Raw genomic sequence first — 21,471 nt, 5'->3', positions numbered from 1 at the left:
CTTGAGGTAGAAATATAGCTGGTTAGTAAGCCTAGGTGACTATAACGGAGTATCGAAGTAGTTATTCTAGTTACATTAGTAATCTTTATATTTCTACCTTATTTTAAGAAGGATGACATTCAATGTATAAATTTTTCCAAAATTTAGGGCGTTCGTTAATGTTACCAGTTGCCATTTTACCGGCTGCAGCAATTATTGCCGGAATTGGTAATACGTTAAATGCACTTCATGCGACGCCGAAAATCGCAATGTTCTTTACTACGGTAGGTACTACGATTTTAGAGCAATTAGGTATTTTATTTGCAATTGGTGTAGCTATAGGAATGGCAAAGAAAAATGATGGTGCAGTCGCGCTTGCAGCTACGTTAGGATATTTTTTAGTTACAGTTGTATTATCACCAATGAAATTAGCGCCTTTATTAGGAATGAAAGCTTCGGAAATAAATTCAGCTTTTGAAAAGATGAATAATGGCAATGTCTTTGTTGGTATTGTAATAGGTTTAATAGCAGCTTATGCATACAATAAGTTTAGTGAAACAGAATTACCATTAGCATTATCATTTTTTAGTGGTAAACGTCTAGTTCCAATTATGACTGCATTTTACTGTACATTTTTAGTTGTCATATTGTTATTCTTATGGCCACTACTTTATTCATGGATTGTAAAATTTGGTGAATCTATAGTCGGTTTAGGATCGTTTGGAGCTTTCATATATGGTGTTGCCAATAGATTATTAATTCCTACAGGATTACATCATGCACTGAATAGTGTGTTCTGGTTTGATACGATTGGTATTAATGATATTGGTAAATTCCAAAGTGGCAAAGATGCTATAAAAGGTATTACAGGACGCTATCAAGCGGGATTCTTCCCAATCATGATGTTCGGTATTCCAGCGGCTGCGTTAGCAATGTATCATACAGCTAAAACGACTCAGAAAAAACAAGTTTACGGTTGGTTCCTAGCGAGTTCAGTTGCAGCATTTTTCGTTGGTGTTACAGAGCCGATTGAGTTTGCATTTATGTTTGTTGCGCCAATCTTATATGTTGTTCATGCGTTATTAACAGGATTATCTTTATTTATCGCAGCTACATTCCATTGGACAGCTGGATTTTCATTTAGTGCAGGTTTGATAGATTATGTGTTATCACTAATTAATCCAGTATCAAATCATCCATTGATGTTGCTTGTTCAAGGTGTTGTATTTTTCATCTTATACTATGTGATTTTCCGTGTAGTAATCCAAGTATTTAACTTGAATACGATTGGTAGAGGTGAAAATGAATTAGTTGATCCAACAGTTGTAAAAGATAATATTGCTCCTGGTGAAAATGATATTAAACAAAGTAAATATCATCAACATGCTATACAAATATTAGAAGGTTTAGGTGGTCAAGAGAATATTGTTAATTTAACTAATTGTGCAACAAGGTTGCGTCTAGAGTTAAAAGACACATCTATTATTGATCAACAGAAGATTAAAAACGCCGGTGCAGTTGGTGTTACTGTTAATGGTAAACATTCAACTCAAGTTATTGTCGGTACACACGTACAGCAGGTTGCTGATGAAATTGAAAAACATTTATAAAATTTAAACAGCTAAAGCGCAAATCCAACTTCAATAGGGTTTGCGCTTTTTTTAGTCAAATAGTAGAATGATTTATATCTGAATTTTCAGAAATGGAGTGGGGATTGTGAAGAAAATTTTATTTGATGTTGATGGCGTTTTTTTAAGTGAAGAACGTTGTTTCGATGTCTCTGCATTAACGGTATATGAATTATTAATGGATAAGTGTTATTTAGGTCTTCATTCACATATAGATTGGGAAACTTTGACTGATAACGATATACAAGACATTAGGAATCGAATTTTTCAAAAAGATAAGATTTTAAACAAATTAAAATCGCTAGGGCTAAATTCAAATTGGGATATGTTATTTATCGTTTTTAGTATTCATTTAATTGATATTTTGAAAAAGTTATCACATGATGAAATTGAGGCATTCATGTATCAAGATGAGCCTGTCGAATTGAAGTTGCAAAATATAAGCACAAACTTAGCAGACTGTTTTAATTTAAATGAACAACTACCTTTACAATTTTTGGATAATGTAAAAGTTGGTAAAAATAATATTTATGCTGCTTTGGAAGAGTTTGCAACAACAGAGTTACATGTTTCGGATGCTACTTTATTTAGTTTGAAGGGTGCATTATGGACGTTAGCGCAAGAAGTTTATCAAGAATGGTATTTAGGATCGAAGTTGTATGAAGATGTTGAAAAGAAAATAGCACGAACTACTTTTAAGACAGGTTATATTTATCAAGAAATTATTTTGAGACCAGTAGATGAAGTTAAGGTACTTCTGAATGATTTAAAAGGTGCTGGTTTCGAATTAGGTATTGCAACAGGTCGTCCTTATACTGAGACTGTTGTGCCATTTGAAAATTTAGGATTGTTACCATATTTTGAAGCTGATTTTATTGCAACTGCAAGTGATGTTTTAGAAGCAGAGAATATGTATCCGCAAGCACGACCATTAGGAAAGCCGAATCCTTTTAGTTATATCGCAGCTTTATATGGTAATAATCGCGATAAATATGAATCTTATATCAATAAGCAAGATAACATTGTAAATAAAGATGACGTATTTATAGTAGGCGATTCGTTAGCTGACTTATTAAGTGCTCAAAAAATAGGTGCAACGTTTATTGGAACATTAACAGGTTTAAAAGGTAAGGATGCTGCAGGTGAGTTAGAAGCGCATCATGCCGACTATGTTATTAATCATTTAGGTGAACTTAGAGGTGTACTAGATAATTTGTAATTTGATTGTTGTTTGACAGCACAACTTGAAGTGAATGATTGAACCAAAGGTTTCATATTGAGTTACAATGAAATTAATAATGAAAAAATGCCAAGAAGTAATGGAAGTAATCCAATGTCTTCTTGGCATTTTGAATTTACATAAATTGTTTATGACTGTACCGTCAATTCAGTTGTGAAAATTTGATTGTATTCACCAACTTGTTTAAGTTCATCAATTATATTGTTTGAAACAGGTTGATCAACGGATAAAATCATTAGCGCATCTCCGCCCGCTTCAGTTCTACCTAAAGTCATAGATGCAATGTTGATATTGTATTTACCTAACAATGCGCCAGTTTTTCCTACCATACCTGGAGTATCATTATGATATGACACAATTTGATATTGATTTGGCTTTAAGTCTACAGAAAAATTATTAATTCTAACAATTCTTTGACCGAAACCTGTAAAGACAGAAGCGCCAACTTTAACGGAATCGCTATCGTTTGATAGTTCTACCTCTAAGTAGTTACTAAAACCTGTCTCTGCTTTATTATTTTCAATATTTAATGTCACTTGTTGTTGGTTTAACAACATTAGAGCATTGATAATATTGACTTCAGGACCAAGATCATCTTTTAAAATATGAGTAATAATTGTACGTGTTAATAAACTACTATCAATAGAGGCTAAGTCGCCACCGTACGTAATTTTAATAGAGCTTGGTGCATTGTACATTAATTGAATAGCTAATTCACCAACTGTTTGGCTTAAATTGATGAATGATTTTACAGTATCATCTATATTGCTTAAGTCCATTTTAGGTGCATTCACTGCATGCGTTACAGTACCATCAATTAAAATTTCGATGATTTCATTTGAAACAGAAATTGCCACTTTTTCTTGAGCTTCGACTGTTGAAGCACCCAAATGAGGTGTAACAATAATTTTATCATGTGCAACAAGAGGCGAATCAGTTGCAGGTTCATGTTCAAACACATCGATAGCTGCCCGACTAATTTGTCCTTCGTCTAATGCTTTTATTAGCGCCTTTTCATCAATAATACCACCACGTGCCACATTGATTATTTGCAAACTAGGTTTTGCTTTGGCAAAAAAGTCAGCATTAATTAAGCCTTTTGTTTTAGGTGTTAGTGGTGTATGTAATGTAACGAAATCAGAATGTTGGGCAATCTCATCAACTGTTGCCTTCGTAATGCTTAAAGATTTTGCTTTTTCATCCGTTAAGTAAGGGTCAAAAGCTAGTATTTTCATTCCGAAACTTTGCGCACGTTTAGCAACACCTAAACCAATTCTACCAGCACCAATGACACCTAATGTTTTATGATAAAGCTCAGTACCTTTAAATGCATTTCGATTCCATTCTTTATTTGTAAGTGATTGGTGTGCTTGCGGAATATTTCGAGCCATTGATAATAACATTGCCAGTGAATGTTCAGTAGCTGAAATCGTATTACCATCTGGGGCATTAATAACTAAAATACCTTTTAATGTTGCAGCATCAATATTAATATTATCTACACCAACACCGGCGCGTGCGATTACTTTTAAAGAATCAGCAGCATTTATGATATTTTCAGTGACCGTAGTTTGACTACGAACGATTAAAGCATGGTATGAAGGTATAATTTTGATTAATGCTTCTTCGGACAAGCCAGTTTGAATATCTACATTAAATTTTTCGTGATCTAATAATGCTTTGATACCATCTTTTGATATGGGATCTGCAACGAGTACATTAAATTGCTTCATGAATAACCTCCATATATTTTGATTTACCTTTACCGATATAGTTAACTTTACGGTGTTCAGTTAAAATAATTTCTAAAGCAGATACTACCGATAAAATATCGAAAGGACTAATTTTCCCCATATGACCAATTCTTAAAATTTGACCTTTAAGATGGCCTTGACCACCAGCAATTGTTATTTTAAAGCGATTTTTAAGTTCATCTTTGATTATTTTCACTTCATCATTTGTATTAGGTTTGAATGCTGTAACCGTTGGAGATGCATCTTTATCATTGACTAATAAAGTTAAATCTAATGCTTTTAAGGCGCTTCTTAATGCATTTCTAATTGCATAGTGTCGTGCTATTACGTGATTGAAACCTTCTGCTTTTACGGTTTCAACGTATGCATTTACACCTCTAAATAAAGACACATTTGGTGTGAACGGTGTAGAATTGTCAGCTTGTGACGAAATGTATTTATTTAAGTCTAGATAAAATTTTGGTGTAGTTACTTCTTTGAAACGTTCTTTTGCGCGGTGGCTATAAGCTACAAAAGCTAATCCTGGAGGTAACATAATTGCTTTTTGACTACCAGAAACAAGGACATCAATTTTATCTTTGTTAATGTCAACATCAACAGCCCCAATGCAACTTACGCCGTCAACTACAAAATAAATATTACTATTAAATTGATTGATGGCATTTCCTAACTCGTGAATAGGGTGTAGCACTGTCGTAGATGTTTCGCAATATTGACTAAATACTGCTTTAACTTCAACATCTAAAGTTGAAAGGTAATTGATGAAATCTTTAACATCTACAGCTTCTCCCCATGTTACGTCATAAATGTGCACATTTTTGTAATAAGTTTGTGCAATTTGTTTAAATCGGTTACCAAAGGCACCTGAAACAATGACAACGAAGTGATCTTCAGGGTTTACAATGTTCAACATACTAGCTTCTAAGACGCTTGTACCGCTAGATGTTAAAATAAGTACATCATTTTGACTCCCAAATATTGGCTTTAGACCTTGAAATGCTTGTTGTGCGATGTCTTCAAAATCTTTAGAACGATGACCAACCATAGGTGCTTGAATTTCTCTCATAATGGCATCAGGTACAGGGGTTGGGCCAGGTGTTAATAACAACGGTTGATGATAATACATTTATATGCCTCCTATAAATAAGATTTCACTATTTTAGCAAATTTTCTGAAAATTTAAAAGCCTAAAAAAAGTGATAACGCTATATTGTCGAATAAACGTTATCACGTAACGATTTTATTTGGCCTGAATGATGGGATAGATTTTTATGTCTACATTATTTCTTACAGCATTTGAAATCATGCAATTATTATCTGCAATTGTTATCAATTTTGGTAATCGCTTTTCTAATTGTGCTATTTGATCACTTGGAATTTCAATGTGAGGATGGTGCACAATTTTTGACATACTGAATTTTCCATTATTTAAACAAGCTGTTCCAATCGATTGTTGTTCAATTGAAATATCTGTGAACTTTGCACGTTCAAGAGTAGCTGCTAATGAGATGATATAACATGATGAAGCGGCTGATACTAACATTTCATCGGGATTTGTTCCTATACCAACACCACCTAAAGAAGCAGGTATTGAAATATTCTCTGAAAGTATGTCGCCTTGAACGTTTCCGACATTGTTACGACCACCTTGCCAAGAAGTTTGGACTTTAAAGTCATGTTGATGCAATTGCTTTAACCTCCAATATAATTGTGATAGTTTAATTTTAGAATAGTTTATCAAAGTTTAACAGAAAGGTGACTTATCAATGACTCTGAATAAACTGAAAGATGAATTACAAATTGTTTCGCACCGTGGATTACCGAGTGATTTTCCTGAAAATACAATGGTCGGTTATCGAGAGGTAATGGGGCTCAATGTTGCTATGTTAGAAATAGATGTTCATTTGACCAAAGACCAACATTTTGTTGTGATACATGATGAAACAATTGATAGAACATCGGATGGTAAGGGGCGTATTGCTGATTACACATTATCGCAATTAAAATCATTTGATTTTGGTAGTTATAAAGATGTTGCTTTTAAGGGAGAACGAATACCCACGTTAGATGAAGTACTTTCATTATGCTTAAAGTATGATAAAAAGCTATTGATTGAATTGAAAAGTCCGAATTTATATCCAGAAATAGAATGTAAATTGCTGGCATTTTTGGAAGAAAAGAAAGTCGATGCGACACAAGTAGTTATACAATCCTTTGATATCGAATGCATCGAAAAGTTAAACACATTGGGCAGTATATATGAATTAGGTGTGCTTTGTAGTAAACGTAAGTATTGGTATAAAAAGCCAAACTTTTCAAGAATTTCTCAAATTGCTAGTTATGTTAATCCTAATTATGCATTAGTGACCAGAAAATTTGTTGATGAAGCACATCATCATCAATTACAGGTTATGCCATATACAGTTAATAAATTGAAAACGGGAGAAAAATTAAGACAAATGGGTGTAGATGGATTAATTACAGATAACCCGAAATTATTTATTAAGTGAGACGATGAATGGTTATTTGATAGCGGGATGAGGATTCGTATATCGCAATTGATAATTTTAAAAACTAATGAGGAAATATTATAGATAATTCAACATATAAGACTTGTAAATTCTAAGTTGATTGTAAAATAGGGTAGCTCGATATAATCTTGAATCTATCATTTTTAAATTAATAAAAAAAACACCCACAATTGTGGGTGTTTGTATTGAACGGTATTATCTTGAGTAGTACTCAACGATTAATTGTTCGTTAATTTCAGCAGGTAATTCGCTACGTTCTGGTAAACGTACGAAAGTACCAGTTAAGCTGTCAGCATCAAAGTTTAAGTACTCAGGTACGAAATTGTTGATTTCAACTGATTCAACGATGATGTTTAATTTTTGAGATTTTTCACGAACTGAAATTGTTTGACCAGGTTTTACAGAATAAGATGGAATATCAACACGTTTACCATCTACTAAGATATGACCGTGGTTAACTAATTGACGTGCTTGACGACGAGTACGAGCTAAACCTAATGAATAAACAACAGCGTCTAAACGACTTGCTAATAAGATCATGAAGTTTTCACCGTGTACACCGAATTTTTTACCAGCGATGTCAAATGTGTTACGGAATTGTCTTTCAGTCATTCCATATAAGTAACGTAATTTTTGTTTTTCACGTAATTGTAAACCATATTCTGATAATTTTTTACGTTGGTTTGGACCATGTTGTCCTGGTGCGTAAGGACGTTTTTCTAATTCTTTACCAGTACCGCTTAAAGAGATACCTAAACGACGAGATTTTTTCCAGTTTGAACCTCTGAATCGAGCCATAATAAGACTCCTCCTTTAATTCTTTTTTGTTGTTATGAATAAACAAAAAAGAGTGTTGCATGCTTACTAAGATATATTGTTTTATGTGTCTTCACCTTATAGCGACAGTTACGTGACACGTCCGCATTGGGAACAACATAGCGCTCAATAATATACAACTGCTACTTTCGTTAATTCACACAAAGATTATTGTAACATTTTCCTGCTAACTGTCAACACTTTATTGAAAATGCTGATGTCCTTTTATGCGAGTTGCTTTTCAATAATTTTAACAATTGCTTCAAGATGTTCTTTGTCATTGTCATCAAATCGATCCGTTATAGGGGCATCGATATCTAAGACGCCGATAATTTTATCATCTTTGAAAATTGGAACGACAATCTCAGACTTACTATTAGCATCACAAGCGATATGTCCTTCGAATTGATGAACATCAGCTACAATTTGTGTACGACGTTCTGAAACGGCTGTACCACATACACCTTTTCCAATTGGAATGTGGACACAAGCGGGGTGTCCTTGGAAAGGTCCAAGTATAAGTTCATTTTGTTCCAATAAGTAAAAGCCGACCCAATTAATTTGATCCAGATTATCATTTAATAAGGCAGACATGTTACTTAAAATAGCAATCATGTGATGTTCATCTTCAATAAGGCTTGCTGCTTGTTTCTTTAATAATGCATAGTTTGTTGGGTTAATTGTTGTCATATTTAAAACCTCTTATTTTCATAGATTTTATAATAGTATAGAATTTCGAAAATATTATGGCAATAAATTCATTTTATAATTTATCCTTAAGCAAAATTACGTTATAATAGTAATGATAAATTAGGAGGAGAAGCATATGGTGTTATATATCATTTTGGCAATAATTGTGATTATATTGATTGCTGTAGGTGTATTATTCTATTTACGTTCAAATAAACGACAAATTATTGAAAAAGCAATCGAACGTAAAAATGAAATTGAGACGTTACCTTTTGATCAAAACCTTGCACAATTATCTAAGTTGAATTTAAAAGGTGAAACAAAAACGAAATACGATGCAATGAAAAAGGACAACGTAGAAAGTACAAATAAGTATCTAGCTCCTGTGGAAGAAAAAATCCATAATGCTGAGGCTTTATTAGATAAATTTAGTTTCAACGCAGCTCAAAGTGAAATTGATGATGCAAATGAGTTGATGGATAGTTACGAACAAAGCTATCAGCAACAATTAGAAGATGTAAATGAAATTATTGCGTTATACAAAGATAATGATGAATTATATGACAAATGTAAGGTTGATTATCGTGAAATGAAACGTGATGTTTTAGCAAATCGTCATCAATTTGGTGAGGCAGCAAGTCTACTTGAAACTGAAATTGAAAAATTTGAGCCAAGGTTAGAGCAATATGAAGTACTAAAAGCTGATGGTAATTATGTACAAGCGCACAACCATATAGCTGCCTTGAATGAACAAATGAAACAGCTAAGATCTTATATGGAAGAAATACCAGAATTAATTAGAGAAACTCAAAAAGAATTACCTGGTCAATTCCAAGATTTAAAATATGGTTGCCGTGATCTTAAAGTTGAAGGGTATGATCTGGATCACGTAAAAGTAGACAGTACATTACAAAGCTTAAAAACAGAGCTTAGTTTCGTTGAACCATTAATTAGTCGCTTAGAATTAGAAGAAGCTAATGATAAACTAGCTAATATCAATGATAAGTTAGATGACATGTATGATTTAATTGAACATGAAGTTAAAGCTAAAAATGATGTCGAAGAAACAAAAGATATCATTACGGATAACTTATTCAAAGCTAAAGACATGAATTATACATTGCAAACAGAAATTGAATATGTACGTGAAAACTACTATATAAATGAATCTGATGCTCAAAGTGTTCGTCAATTTGAAAATGAAATTCAAAGTTTAATTTCTGTATATGATGATATTTTAAAAGAAATGTCTAAATCTGCTGTTAGATATAGCGAGGTTCAGGATAATTTACAATATTTAGAAGATCATGTCACAGTCATTAATGACAAACAAGAAAAGCTACAAAATCATCTGATTCAATTACGTGAAGATGAAGCAGAAGCAGAAGACAATCTGTTACGAGTACAATCGAAGAAAGAAGAAGTGTATCGTCGATTACTTGCTTCTAACTTAACAAGTGTTCCTGAAAGATTTATCATCATGAAAAATGAAATTGATCATGAAGTTCGTGATGTTAACGAACAATTTAGTGAACGTCCAATACACGTTAAACAGTTAAAAGATAAAGTGTCTAAAATTGTGATTCAAATGAATACATTTGAAGATGAAGCAAATGATGTTCTTGTTAATGCTGTTTATGCAGAGAAATTAATTCAATATGGAAATAGATATCGTAAGGACTATAGCAATGTTGATAAGAGCTTAAATGAAGCTGAACGATTATTTAAAAATAATCGCTATAAGCGTGCGATTGAAATTGCAGAGCAAGCTCTTGAAAGTGTTGAGCCAGGTGTCACTAAACATATTGAAGAAGAAGTTATTAAGCAATAGAAACTAGTATGTAGTTATACTTAAATAATATGAGCTCTCTGTCAAATTGGACTGATGAGTTTAATAATTGAAGTTAGCCAACTGTATGTTGTCTAGCTTCTTTTTTTATATGGATATATGAAAGGGACAATAAATATAAATAGCAATTGTTTAAAGATAAACGTAATCAAAAGTGTTGTTTTAATTAATATAAGTAGTGAAAAAAGCATAATCACACAGCTGTTTAATATAGAGTGAAATAGTCTAATTCTTATTTAATAAGTAGAAATAAGATTATTTTGCGCTATAACCTTTATTTTTTGTCGGATAATAGTATAATGCTTGAGTAAAACAATTTTAACGATTGATGATTAATGAAAGAGAAGTGTTTATTTTGATATATCTAGATAATGCGGCAACGACGAAAGCATTTGAAGAAGTGTTAGATACTTATTTAAAAGTAAATCAATCAATGTATTATAATCCGAATAGTCCGCATAAAGCTGGTTTGCAGGCAAATCAATTACTACAGCAAGCAAAAGCCCAAATTAATGCAATGATTAATTCAAAAACAAATTATAATGTTGTTTTCACGAGTGGTGCAACTGAATCCAATAATCTTGCTTTAAAAGGTATTGCCTATCGTAAATTTGATACAGCTAAGGAAATAATTACATCCGTGTTAGAGCATCCATCCGTATTAGAGGTTGTAAGATATTTGGAAGCGCACGAAGGATTTAAAGTTAATTATGTTGATGTAAAGAAAGATGGCAGTATTAACTTAGAACACTTCAAAGAATTAATGTCAGACAAAGTCGGTTTAGTAACATGTATGTATGTAAATAATGTAACAGGACAAATACAGCCTATTCCACAAATGGCTGAAGTTATAAAAAATTATCCTAAGGCACATTTTCATGTAGATGCGGTTCAAGCATTCGGCAAAATTTCAATGGATTTCAATAACGTAGATAGTATTAGTTTAAGTGGACACAAGTTTAATGGTTTAAAAGGCCAAGGCGTCTTACTTGTAAATCACATTCAAAATGTTGAACCAACTGTCCATGGTGGTGGTCAAGAATATGGCGTTAGAAGTGGAACAGTTAATTTGCCAAATGATATTGCAATGGTTAAAGCGATGAAGATAGCTAATGAAAACTTTGAAGCATTGAATGCATTTGTTACTGAGTTAAATAATGACGTCCGTCAATTTTTAAATAAATATCATGGAGTTTATATTAACTCTTCAACTTCAGGTTCACCATTCGTTTTAAATATTAGTTTTCCTGGAGTAAAAGGTGAAGTATTAGTTAATGCTTTTTCAAAATATGACATTATGATATCTACGACGAGTGCTTGTTCATCTAAACGTAATAAATTAAATGAAGTATTGGCTGCAATGGGATTATCAGACAAATCTATTGAAGGTAGTATAAGATTATCATTTGGGGCTACTACAACTAAAGAAGATATAGCAAGGTTTAAAGAAATATTTATCATCATTTATGAGGAAATTAAGGAGTTGCTAAAATAATGAAGTATGATCACTTGCTTGTTAGATACGGGGAGTTAACATTAAAGGGTTCAAATAGAAAGAAATTTGTAAATCAATTAAGAAATAATGTAAATAAGTCATTAAAAGGACTTGATGGGTTTGTCGTTAAAGGCAAACGAGATCGTATGTATATTGAACTTGAAGACCATGCAGATATAAATGAAATAACATATCGATTATCAAAAATTTTCGGTATTAAATCTATTAGTCCAGTATTAAAAGTAGAAAAAACAATAGAGGCAATGAGTGCAGCGGCAATTAAATTTGCGCAGCAATTTGAAGAAAACAGCACATTTAAAATTGATGTGAAGCGTGCCGATAAAAATTTCCCAATGGATACGTATGAATTACAACGTGAATTGGGTGGTACCGTATTGAAACAAATTGAAAATGTTTCTGTTAATGTCAAACGTCCAGATCATGAAATTCGAGTGGAAGTTAGATTAGATGCAATTTATATGTATGAAGAAGTTGTTCCGGGTTCAGGCGGATTACCAGTTGGTACTGGTGGTAAGACGTTACTAATGCTTTCAGGCGGTATAGACTCACCAGTTGCTGGAATGGAAGTGATGAGACGTGGCGTAACAATTGAAGCGATTCATTTCCATAGTCCACCATTTACAAGTGATCAAGCAAAAGAAAAAGTTATTGAATTGACACGTATTTTAGCTGAACGTGTTGGACCAATTAAATTGCATATTGTACCATTTACAGAATTGCAAAAACAGGTAAATAAAGTTGTACATCCAAGATATACAATGACTTCAACGAGACGTATGATGATGCGTGTTGCTGATAAATTAGTACATCAAATAGGGGCTTTAGCTATTGTAAATGGTGAAAACCTAGGGCAGGTAGCCAGTCAAACACTTCATAGCATGTATGCAATTAATAATGTAACTTCTACTCCTGTATTACGTCCTTTATTAACTTACGATAAAGAAGAAATTATTATTAAATCGAAAGAAATTGGCACATTTGAAACATCTATTCAACCATTTGAAGATTGTTGTACAATTTTCACCCCTAAAAATCCAGTAACCGAACCAAACTTTGATAAGGTAGTTCAATATGAAAGCGTCTTTGATTTTGAAGAGATGATTAATCGTGCTGTTGAAAATATTGAAACACTTGAAATAACTAGTGATTATAAAACTATTAAAGAACAGCAAACAAACCAATTAATAAACGACTTTTTATAAATAAAATCCTAGAGTAAATTTAAACATAAGGGGATGTTAAACTATGGATTTGAACTTAACGATGATTATAATCATAATTTTATTTGGTTTTATCGCGGCGTTTATAGATTCGGTTGTAGGGGGTGGCGGTTTAATTTCTACGCCAGCATTATTAGCAATCGGTCTACCACCATCTGTGGCTTTAGGTACAAATAAATTGGCAAGTTCATTTGGTTCTTTAACTAGTACGATAAAGTTTATAAGGTCCGGTAAAGTGGACTTATTTGTTGTTGCCAAATTATTTGGTTTTGTATTTTTGGCATCTGCATGTGGCGCATATATTGCAACGATGGTTCCGTCACAAATATTGAAACCTTTAATCATCATTGCACTTTCGTCGGTGTTTATATTCACATTACTTAAAAAAGATTGGGGCAATACACGTACGTTTACTCAATTTACATTTAAGAAAGCCATAATATTTGCAGCACTTTTTATATTAATCGGCTTTTATGATGGATTTGTAGGTGGGGGAACAGGTTCATTTATGCTTTTTGTATTGTTAATCTTTGGTTTTGATTTTTTAAGTGCTGCAGGAAATGCTAAAGTTTTGAACTTTGCTTCTAATATAGGTGCGCTTGTATTATTTATGGTATTAGGACAAGTAGATTATGTAATAGGTTTAATTATGGCTACAAGCATGATTGCTGGGTCATATACTGGAGCACATTTTGCTATCAAACAAGGTGTTGCCTATGTAAAAGTATTATTTATTATTATTACTGCTATTTTAATTTTAAAAAATGCTTTTGATTATATTCAACAATTTGTATAAAATTAAATTTGCTTTTGATTAAAGCATGAAAATTGTAATCAAACCATAAATTGTCGTATGATGTAGTTAGAATTTTAAAATGCAGGAGGTCAAGTATATGACTGAAATAACATTCAAAGGTGGACCAATCCACTTAAAAGGTCAACAAATTAATGAAGGTGATTTTGCACCTGATTTTACAGTGTTAGATAATGACTTAAATCAAGTAACATTAGCAGATTATGCTGGTAAAAAGAAATTAATTAGTGTGGTACCATCAATTGATACAGGTGTTTGTGATCAGCAGACTCGCAAATTCAACTCTGAAGCTTCTAAAGAAGAGGGGATTGTGCTTACAATTTCAGCAGATTTACCATTCGCACAAAAAAGATGGTGCGCTTCAGCAGGTTTAGACAATGTCATTACATTAAGTGACCACCGTGACTTATCATTTGGTGAAAACTATGGCGTTGTTATGGAAGAACTTCGCTTATTAGCTCGTGCAGTATTTGTATTAGATGCAGATAATAAAGTTGTTTATAAAGAAATCGTTAGTGAAGGTACTGATTTCCCAGATTTTGATGCTGCTTTAGCTGCATGCAAAATTATTTAATCATTAAAGAGATAAATCTTAAAATGTATACATCGTGTCCATCGTTGTCAACAGCATTAAAATAGAATTGTTTTCTATGATTGCTAAGACCTATGGGCACTTTTTATTGGAGAGGGACGAATATGGCAGAACAACAAACAATTATGGAACGCTTGTTTCATACATTAGATGAAAAAGCTAAAACATTAAATAATGAAAATGGCCAAAGTTTTATTGAAAATCTTGGGCTAGCAATGGAACAAGTATATACCAATGAAAGAGGATTGTTAGAACAATCGACGTTACAAGATCGACGTAAAGCATTCCAATTTGCATATTTAAGTTTAATGCAGGAAGAAAAGATACAAGCAAATCATCAAATTACACCAGATTCAATTGGATTGATACTAGGATTTTTAGTTGAGCGTTTTATGAACAACCAAGAAGAATTACATATTGTTGATATTGCAAGTGGTGCCGGTCATTTAAGTGCTACTGTAAAAGAAGTGTTACCTGAAATTGCGGTTATGCATCATTTAATTGAAGTTGATCCAGTTTTATCACGTGTTAGTGTACATTTAGCAAACTTCTTAGAAATTCCTTTCGATGTGTATCCTCAAGATGCCATCATGCCACTACCATTAGAAGAAGCAGATATCGTTATTGGTGATTTTCCAGTAGGCTATTATCCAATTGATGAAAGAAGTAAGGAGTTTAAGCTAGGTTTTGAAGAAGGACATAGTTATTCACATTATTTATTAATAGAACAAGCAATAAATGCATTAAAAGATGCTGGATATGCCTTTCTAGTGGTACCAAGTAATATTTTTACAGGTGAACATGTAAAACAGCTTGAAAAATATATTGCAACAGAGACAGAGATGCAAGCATTTTTAAATTTACCACCAACTTTATTTAAAAATGAAAAAGCGCGAAAATCTATATTAATTTTACAAAAGAAAAAATCGGGTGAAACAAAGCCAGTTGAAGTATTATTGGCAAATATTCCTGATTTCAAAAATCCTTCACAATTTCAAGGATTTATGACAGAGTTAAATCAGTGGATGGACACAAATCGTCCTAAAAAATAATCTGTAATAGTATAGTCATAAAACTGTATGAATGATAAAATGAGAAATGAAATAGTATAAAAAGCAAACGATGGAGGATCATTACTTATGTCAAAATTAATCTTGGCTATCAATGCTGGTAGTTCATCATTAAAATTTCAATTAATTAGAATGCCTGAAGAGGAATTAGTAACAAAAGGTTTAATAGAAAGAATCGGATTGAAGGATTCAATTTTTACAATTGAAGTCAACGGGGAAAAAGTTAAAACAGTACAAGATATCAAGGATCACGTTGAGGCAGTTGATATCATGTTGGATGCTTTTAAAGCGCATAATATTATTAATGATATTAACGATATCGATGGAACAGGTCACCGTGTTGTACATGGTGGTGAAAAATTCCCTGAATCAGTAGCTATTACTGATGAGGTTGAAAAGGAAATTGAAGAATTAAGCGAATTAGCACCGCTTCACAACCCAGCTAACTTGATGGGTATTCGTGCTTTCCGTAAATTATTACCAAATATCCCTCATGTGGCAATTTTTGATACAGCATTCCATCAAACAATGCCTGAAAAAGCATATCTATATAGCTTGCCATATCATTATTATAAAGATTATGGCATTCGTAAGTATGGTTTCCATGGTACAAGCCATAAATTTGTATCACAAAGAGCGGCAGAAATGTTAGATAAGCCAATTGAAGATTTACGTATTATTTCATGTCACATTGGTAATGGAGCATCAATTGCAGCTATCGATGGCGGTAAATCTATTGATACATCAATGGGCTTCACACCACTTGCTGGTGTAACAATGGGTACTCGTTCTGGTAATATTGACCCTGCTTTAATTCCATTTATTATGGAAAAAACAGGTAAAACTGCTGAACAAGTATTGGAAATCTTAAACAAAGAATCAGGTTTATTAGGATTATCAGGTACATCTAGTGATTTACGTGACTTATCAGAAGAAGCTGAATCAGGTAAAGCACGTTCACAAATGGCTTTAGATGTATTTGCTTCTAAAATTCACAAATATATTGGATCATATGCTGCGAGAATGCATGGTGTTGATGTTATCGTATTTACAGCAGGTATCGGTGAAAACTCAGTAGAAATTCGTGCGAAAGTTCTTGAAGGCTTAGAATTTATGGGTGTTTACTGGGATCCTAAGAAAAATGAAAACTTACTACGTGGTAAAGAAGGATTTATTAACTATCCTCATTCACCAGTTAAAGTTGTCGTTATTCCAACTGATGAAGAAAGTATGATTGCCCGTGATGTTATGACATTCGGTGGTTTAAAATAATTTTTAAATAAATATTAAGCGTCTATCTCCGCTACAATTATATGTAGGAGGTAGACGCTTTTTGTATTGTTTGAAAATTAACTAGTGTAATGTCTCTTTTCACGAATATCTTAAAGAATTAAGTAGTCGAAGAAGATTATGAAAACATTATTAAGTGAGTTTTATTTATAAACAATAAAAAACCAAGTGCAGAAAGTTGCACTTGGTTCATAATGATCAAGTAGTTATCTAATGATCATCTATATTTAATTTTGATATTTTTCACGTAATTGAGTTGTTGCAACTTGTGGTTGGAAGTCTGCTGGTAACTCTTCAGTACGAACAACTAACACGTCACATGGCGCATGACGAACGATAGATTCTGATACAGAACCAACAATAAATCTTTCCACGGCATTTAAGCCTGATGTACCACTCATAATCAAGTCTGCATTAATTTCATGTGCAAGCTTTTTAGGAATGATAGATTTAGGAGAGCCAAACTCTAGACGCGTTTCTACATCTTTAACACCAGCGTTAGTAGCTACTTCTTTATAACCATTTAATAATTCTTCTGCAAAATGCTTAGATTTTTCAGTAAATTGAGCATCATAAACTTCATAAGAAGAATATGTTCTTGAATCAATTACATTCACAATTGTTAACTTCGCATCGTTACGTTTAGCAACACCAACTGCTCTGTTAAATGCCCATTCCGCTTCATGTGAACCGTCAACTGCGATTAAAATATTTTTGTAAGTAATCATAGTAAGTGCCTCCTTGTTCTTTCTTAATTATATTTTACCACAATTTTCGGAAAAGTCAGTGTAATAACCTTTACAATTTTGTGGATTTTTGATTGCGCTTTCAAAATGGTCGCGTTAAGATGGTTATGGAGGTGGATGGTATGAAAATTGGTATACCAAGGGAGATTAAAAATAATGAAAATCGTGTTGGTTTATCACCAAGTGGTGTGCACGCTTTAGTAGAAAGTGGGCATACTGTTTTAGTGGAAACAAATGCGGGTTCAGGATCGTTCTTTGAAGATGTAGATTACAAAGAAGCAGGTGCTGAGATTGTTGCTGAACAAGCAAAAGTTTGGGATGTGGATATGGTTATTAAAGTTAAAGAACCACTTGAATCTGAATATCCATATTTTAAAGAAGGGCTTGTATTATTCACTTATCTTCATTTAGCAAATGAAGAAAAATTAACACAAGCTTTGATAGATAGAAAAGTAATTAGCATTGCATATGAGACTGTGCAGTTACCAGACCGATCTTTACCATTGTTATCACCAATGAGTGAGGTAGCAGGAAGAATGTCAGCTCAAGTTGGCGCAGAGTTCCTACAAAAACTTAATGGTGGTATGGGAATTCTACTAGGTGGTGTCCCAGGAGTACCTAAGGGTAAAGTAACTATTATCGGTGGTGGTCAAGCAGGAACAAATGCAGCTAAAATTGCACTAGGACTAGGTGCAGATGTTACGATTTTAGATGTTAATCCAAAGCGTTTACAACAATTAGATGATTTATTCGGTGGACGTGTACATACAATTATGTCAAATCCGTTGAATATTGAGTTGTATGTTAAACAAAGTGATTTAGTAATAGGTGCAGTTTTAATTCCAGGTGCTAAAGCGCCAAGACTTGTAACAGAAGACATGATTAAACAAATGAAAAATGGGTCAGTTATTATTGACATTGCTATTGATCAAGGCGGTATTTTTGAAACAACTGATAAAATTACGACACATGATGATCCTACATATATTAAGCATGGTGTGGTTCATTATGCAGTTGCAAATATGCCAGGTGCAGTACCGCGTACTTCGACGTTAGCTTTAAATAATGCTACGCTACCTTATGCGCTCATGCTAGCTAATAAAGGGTATAGAGAAGCATTTAAATCAAATCAACCATTATCATTAGGTTTAAATACTTACAAAGGTCACGTAACCAATAAAGGCGTTGCAGAGGCATTTGAAATGGAATATAAATCTGTAGAAGAAGCATTACAATTATAATTTGAATTTAATGAAAAGGGAATGGATTACAGCGTACTAAAGAATGACGTTATCATCTCCTTGGTTATTAAAATTAAATAATGATAAATTAAAGCTAGAAACAATGCGAAGAAATCATCGAACATGAATGATATTGATTTGATTCATTACATGTTACTGATGAACATACCTGCATATGTGTTTCTAGCTTGTTTGTTACATATTGCATTTAGACTTGGACAAAAATTTATGTCCTAGGCGCTACAATGTTATATTGGCAGTGTTTGACTGAATGAGAATGCGCTTGTAACAAGCTTTTCATTTTTGTCTCACTCCTTATTTTTCGTAATGTGTTAATACTTCATATCCTTCATTAGTGACAAGTATGTCATCTTCAATTCTTACACCTGCAACACCTGGTACATAAATACCTGGTTCGATTGTAATGACCATGCCAGCTTCTAACAAATTAGAATTAGTACTTGAAACATCTTGATATTCATGTTCTTGTAATCCTAGACCATGACCTAAGCGATGAGGGAAATATTCACCATAACCTTTTTCTGAAATAATATTTCTAGCGATATGATCGATATCTTTTAAAGGTATTCCAGGTTTAATTGCTTGGATTGCAGATGTTTCTGCTTCTAATACAATATTATAAATTTCTTGTGTTTCTTTGCTAGGTTCACCAAATTTAATGGTACGTGTCATATCGCTACAATAATGCTCATAAATTACACCTAAATCAAATAGTACATATTCATTGCTTTTTAATCTGCGATCTCCTGGTGTGCCATGAGGTGATGCGGCATGATCTCCAAATAAAACCATCGTATCAAAACTCATTTCATTGACGCCGTATTGTTTGATTGTTTGCTCAATATGGTTGACTACTTCACGTTCAGTCACACCTTCTTTTAAATAAGAAACACCTATTTCGATACACTTATCTGCTAACTCAGCAGCTTTACGTATTTTACTAATTTCATCTTCGGATTTAATATTTCTCAATTGTTTGATTGTTAAATCAACATCTCCGAATGAATTGACATTGAAACCAGAGATTAATTGTTTTTGGCGTGCTACTGTTAAGTGCTCGCTTTCAATTAGTAATTTATTGATTGTTTGAGGATAAAGTGAAAAAGGATTTTCAGTGTCTAAATATCCAACGATTTCACCTGTGAAAGGTGATGCTTTGACTTCTTCGACTTCCATTTTTGGACAAAATAGTACTTGTTTCCCATCTTTCTTAATCAATAATGCAAATAATCTTTCATGGGGTTCGCTACGGTATCCAGTAAAGTAATATACATTCAACGGTGTTGTAATCCATGCTGCATCAGCTTGTCGATTGTTCAGTTCGTCTATTATTTTTGATATTTTTGTCATTTTATAAACACTCCTCAACATAATATTACTTCCATTTTATGCCAATTATTATTAGATTTCAAAATCAAGCTAATTCATTAACTAGATTTTCAATTTTTAAAATTTGAGAATTTGTTATAATTAAGAGGCAAAAGGGTACTAAATTTATATAGCAATTGATAGGAGGATGCTCAAATGAAGTTATCATTTCATGGTCAATCAACGATTTATTTAGAAGGGAACAACAAAAAAGTTATCGTAGATCCGTTTATTTCAAATAACCCTAAGTGTGATTTGAATATTGAAACAGTGCAGGTAGACTATATCGTTTTAACGCACGGTCATTTTGATCACTTTGGTGATGTTGTGGAACTAGCAAAGAAAACAGGAGCAACAGTAATTGGAAGTGCAGAAATGGCTGACTATCTTTCTTCATATCACGGTGTTGAAAATGTTCATGGTATGAATATTGGTGGTAAAGCAAACTTTGATTTCGGAAGCGTTAAATTTGTTCAAGCATTTCATAGTTCAAGTTTTACACATGAAAATGGTATTCCAGTTTATTTAGGTATGCCAATGGGTATCGTGTTTGAAGTTGAAGGGAAAACAATTTATCATACTGGTGATACAGGTCTGTTTAGTGACATGTCACTTATTGCGAAACGTCATCCAGTTGATGTATGTTTTGTACCAATTGGAGATAATTTTACGATGGGTATTGATGATGCAAGTTATGCTATTAATGAATTTATTAAACCAAAAATTTCTGTACCGATTCATTATGATACATTCCCATTAATCGAACAAGATCCACAACAATTTAAAGATGCTGTTAATGTAGGGGACGTGCAAATTTTAAAACCAGGTGAATCTGTTCAGTTTTAAATAGAATATAGATTTTACACTAAAAAACACCTCGCTAATCTATGTGGAAGTTATCGTCTGCATATTTTTAGTGGGTGTTTTTATATTCTACTAATTCAGTTACGACGTGGACGGGGGACATCAGTGGTTCTTTATCATTTCTGACCTACTCTCGTAATTTTAGTTTTATACAATTAGACATTGATTATAAATTTACTACGATATAAAAAATCCAGAACCACAGTCATAATCATTTCTTGTGTTTACTTAGTCGTTTGAGA

At 32.9% G+C, this 21,471-nt stretch carries 21 protein-coding genes and 1 pseudogene; 13 read left to right on the top strand and 9 right to left on the bottom strand.

Going from position 1 to position 21,471, the window contains the following annotated elements; genetic code table 11:
• Positions 1 to 122 precede the first annotated feature (122 nt).
• Complete coding sequence (gene nagE / locus IDG65_RS03500) at positions 123 to 1,589, top strand: N-acetylglucosamine-specific PTS transporter subunit IIBC (protein ID WP_000276367.1); 1,467 nt, start codon at positions 123 to 125, stop codon at positions 1,587 to 1,589.
• Between the two features lie 106 nt (positions 1,590 to 1,695).
• The gene (locus IDG65_RS03495; RefSeq protein ID WP_000721707.1) at positions 1,696 to 2,826 is read left to right on the top strand and encodes an HAD family hydrolase; all 1,131 of its coding nucleotides are present in this window, start codon (positions 1,696 to 1,698) and stop codon (positions 2,824 to 2,826) included.
• Here the strand turns inward: IDG65_RS03495 and IDG65_RS03490 are convergent.
• The 4 genes from IDG65_RS03490 to IDG65_RS03475 form a co-directional block, all read right to left on the bottom strand.
• Entirely contained in the window at positions 2,787 to 2,882 is a 96-nt protein-coding gene (locus IDG65_RS03490) for a hypothetical protein (RefSeq protein ID WP_031789489.1), read from the bottom strand. The two genes, IDG65_RS03495 and IDG65_RS03490, sit on opposite strands and share 40 nt — an antisense overlap.
• A gap of 93 nt (positions 2,883 to 2,975) precedes the next feature.
• The gene (gene serA / locus IDG65_RS03485) at positions 2,976 to 4,580 is read right to left on the bottom strand and encodes a phosphoglycerate dehydrogenase (RefSeq protein ID WP_000808826.1); all 1,605 of its coding nucleotides are present in this window, start codon (positions 4,578 to 4,580) and stop codon (positions 2,976 to 2,978) included.
• Positions 4,567 to 5,727 carry a pyridoxal-phosphate-dependent aminotransferase family protein gene (locus tag IDG65_RS03480; RefSeq protein WP_052997598.1) on the bottom strand — a complete coding sequence of 387 codons (1,161 nt, stop codon included), beginning with the start codon at positions 5,725 to 5,727 and terminating at the stop codon, positions 4,567 to 4,569. Before IDG65_RS03480 ends, serA begins: the two co-directional genes overlap by 14 nt.
• Positions 5,728 to 5,841: 114 nt before the next feature.
• Positions 5,842 to 6,288, bottom strand: a complete 447-nt coding sequence (locus IDG65_RS03475) for an OsmC family protein (protein ID WP_000553924.1) — start codon at positions 6,286 to 6,288, stop codon at positions 5,842 to 5,844.
• Between the two features lie 79 nt (positions 6,289 to 6,367).
• Here IDG65_RS03475 and IDG65_RS03470 point away from each other — a divergent pair, with 79 nt between their 5' ends.
• Positions 6,368 to 7,111, top strand: a complete 744-nt coding sequence (locus IDG65_RS03470; protein WP_000174278.1) for a glycerophosphodiester phosphodiesterase — start codon at positions 6,368 to 6,370, stop codon at positions 7,109 to 7,111.
• A 216-nt stretch (positions 7,112 to 7,327) separates the two neighbouring features.
• Here the strand turns inward: IDG65_RS03470 and rpsD are convergent, their stop codons facing one another.
• Entirely contained in the window at positions 7,328 to 7,930 is a 603-nt protein-coding gene (rpsD, locus tag IDG65_RS03465) for a 30S ribosomal protein S4 (RefSeq protein WP_000090512.1), read from the bottom strand.
• Between the two features lie 243 nt (positions 7,931 to 8,173).
• Positions 8,174 to 8,638: a GAF domain-containing protein gene (locus tag IDG65_RS03460; RefSeq protein ID WP_000207843.1), complete on the bottom strand. Its 465-nt coding sequence runs from the start codon at positions 8,636 to 8,638 to the stop codon at positions 8,174 to 8,176.
• Positions 8,639 to 8,774: 136 nt separating this feature from the next.
• Here IDG65_RS03460 and ezrA point away from each other — a divergent pair, with 136 nt between their 5' ends.
• Positions 8,775 to 10,469: a septation ring formation regulator EzrA gene (gene ezrA / locus IDG65_RS03455; RefSeq protein WP_000244859.1), complete on the top strand. Its 1,695-nt coding sequence runs from the start codon at positions 8,775 to 8,777 to the stop codon at positions 10,467 to 10,469.
• 73 nt (positions 10,470 to 10,542) lie between these two features.
• Here the strand turns inward: ezrA and IDG65_RS03450 are convergent.
• Positions 10,543 to 10,684 (bottom strand): annotated as a pseudogene (locus IDG65_RS03450) (hypothetical protein).
• Between the two features lie 149 nt (positions 10,685 to 10,833).
• On the opposite strand from IDG65_RS03450, the gene IDG65_RS03445 reads away from it, so the two are divergent.
• The 6 genes from IDG65_RS03445 to IDG65_RS03420 all read left to right on the top strand — a co-directional run bounded on the left by IDG65_RS03445 (position 10,834) and on the right by IDG65_RS03420 (position 16,971).
• The gene (locus IDG65_RS03445) at positions 10,834 to 11,982 is read left to right on the top strand and encodes a cysteine desulfurase family protein (RefSeq protein ID WP_075583653.1); all 1,149 of its coding nucleotides are present in this window, start codon (positions 10,834 to 10,836) and stop codon (positions 11,980 to 11,982) included.
• Positions 11,982 to 13,205 carry a tRNA uracil 4-sulfurtransferase ThiI gene (gene thiI, locus IDG65_RS03440; RefSeq protein ID WP_000872661.1) on the top strand — a complete coding sequence of 408 codons (1,224 nt, stop codon included), beginning with the start codon at positions 11,982 to 11,984 and terminating at the stop codon, positions 13,203 to 13,205. Before IDG65_RS03445 ends, thiI begins: the two co-directional genes overlap by 1 nt.
• 43 nt (positions 13,206 to 13,248) lie before the next feature.
• Positions 13,249 to 14,019 (top strand): sulfite exporter TauE/SafE family protein, encoded by a 771-nt coding sequence (locus IDG65_RS03435; RefSeq protein ID WP_000365317.1) that lies wholly within the window; start codon positions 13,249 to 13,251, stop codon positions 14,017 to 14,019.
• Between the two features lie 97 nt (positions 14,020 to 14,116).
• Complete coding sequence (gene tpx, locus IDG65_RS03430; RefSeq protein WP_000136256.1) at positions 14,117 to 14,611, top strand: thiol peroxidase; 495 nt, start codon at positions 14,117 to 14,119, stop codon at positions 14,609 to 14,611.
• A 122-nt stretch (positions 14,612 to 14,733) separates the two neighbouring features.
• Entirely contained in the window at positions 14,734 to 15,681 is a 948-nt protein-coding gene (locus IDG65_RS03425) for a class I SAM-dependent methyltransferase (RefSeq protein WP_000840576.1), read from the top strand.
• 87 nt (positions 15,682 to 15,768) lie between these two features.
• The gene (locus tag IDG65_RS03420) at positions 15,769 to 16,971 is read left to right on the top strand and encodes an acetate kinase (RefSeq protein WP_000040063.1); all 1,203 of its coding nucleotides are present in this window, start codon (positions 15,769 to 15,771) and stop codon (positions 16,969 to 16,971) included.
• 245 nt (positions 16,972 to 17,216) lie between these two features.
• On the opposite strand, the gene IDG65_RS03415 is transcribed toward IDG65_RS03420, so the two are convergent.
• A complete protein-coding gene (locus IDG65_RS03415) occupies positions 17,217 to 17,717 on the bottom strand; it encodes a universal stress protein (RefSeq protein WP_000634175.1) in 501 nt (166 codons plus the stop codon).
• 140 nt (positions 17,718 to 17,857) lie between these two features.
• Here IDG65_RS03415 and ald point away from each other — a divergent pair, with 140 nt between their 5' ends.
• Positions 17,858 to 18,976 carry an alanine dehydrogenase gene (gene ald, locus IDG65_RS03410; protein ID WP_000689998.1) on the top strand — a complete coding sequence of 373 codons (1,119 nt, stop codon included), beginning with the start codon at positions 17,858 to 17,860 and terminating at the stop codon, positions 18,974 to 18,976.
• A gap of 123 nt (positions 18,977 to 19,099) precedes the next feature.
• Complete coding sequence (locus tag IDG65_RS03405; protein ID WP_031775021.1) at positions 19,100 to 19,213, top strand: hypothetical protein; 114 nt, start codon at positions 19,100 to 19,102, stop codon at positions 19,211 to 19,213.
• Positions 19,214 to 19,291: 78 nt separating this feature from the next.
• On the opposite strand, the gene IDG65_RS03400 is transcribed toward IDG65_RS03405, so the two are convergent.
• Positions 19,292 to 20,347: a M24 family metallopeptidase gene (locus IDG65_RS03400; protein WP_000161679.1), complete on the bottom strand. Its 1,056-nt coding sequence runs from the start codon at positions 20,345 to 20,347 to the stop codon at positions 19,292 to 19,294.
• A 174-nt stretch (positions 20,348 to 20,521) separates the two neighbouring features.
• On the opposite strand from IDG65_RS03400, the gene IDG65_RS03395 reads away from it, so the two are divergent.
• Positions 20,522 to 21,211, top strand: coding sequence for a metal-dependent hydrolase (locus IDG65_RS03395; protein WP_000777188.1), 690 nt, complete (start codon positions 20,522 to 20,524; stop codon positions 21,209 to 21,211).
• The last annotated feature ends 260 nt before the right edge of the window (positions 21,212 to 21,471 follow it).

The sequence above is a fragment of the Staphylococcus sp. EG-SA-17 genome (genome assembly GCF_017151845.1).
Lineage (GTDB): Bacteria > Bacillota > Bacilli > Staphylococcales > Staphylococcaceae > Staphylococcus > Staphylococcus aureus.
The sequence above is the reverse complement of the archived record's forward strand: the minus strand, read 5'-3'. Positions and strand labels throughout refer to the sequence as shown.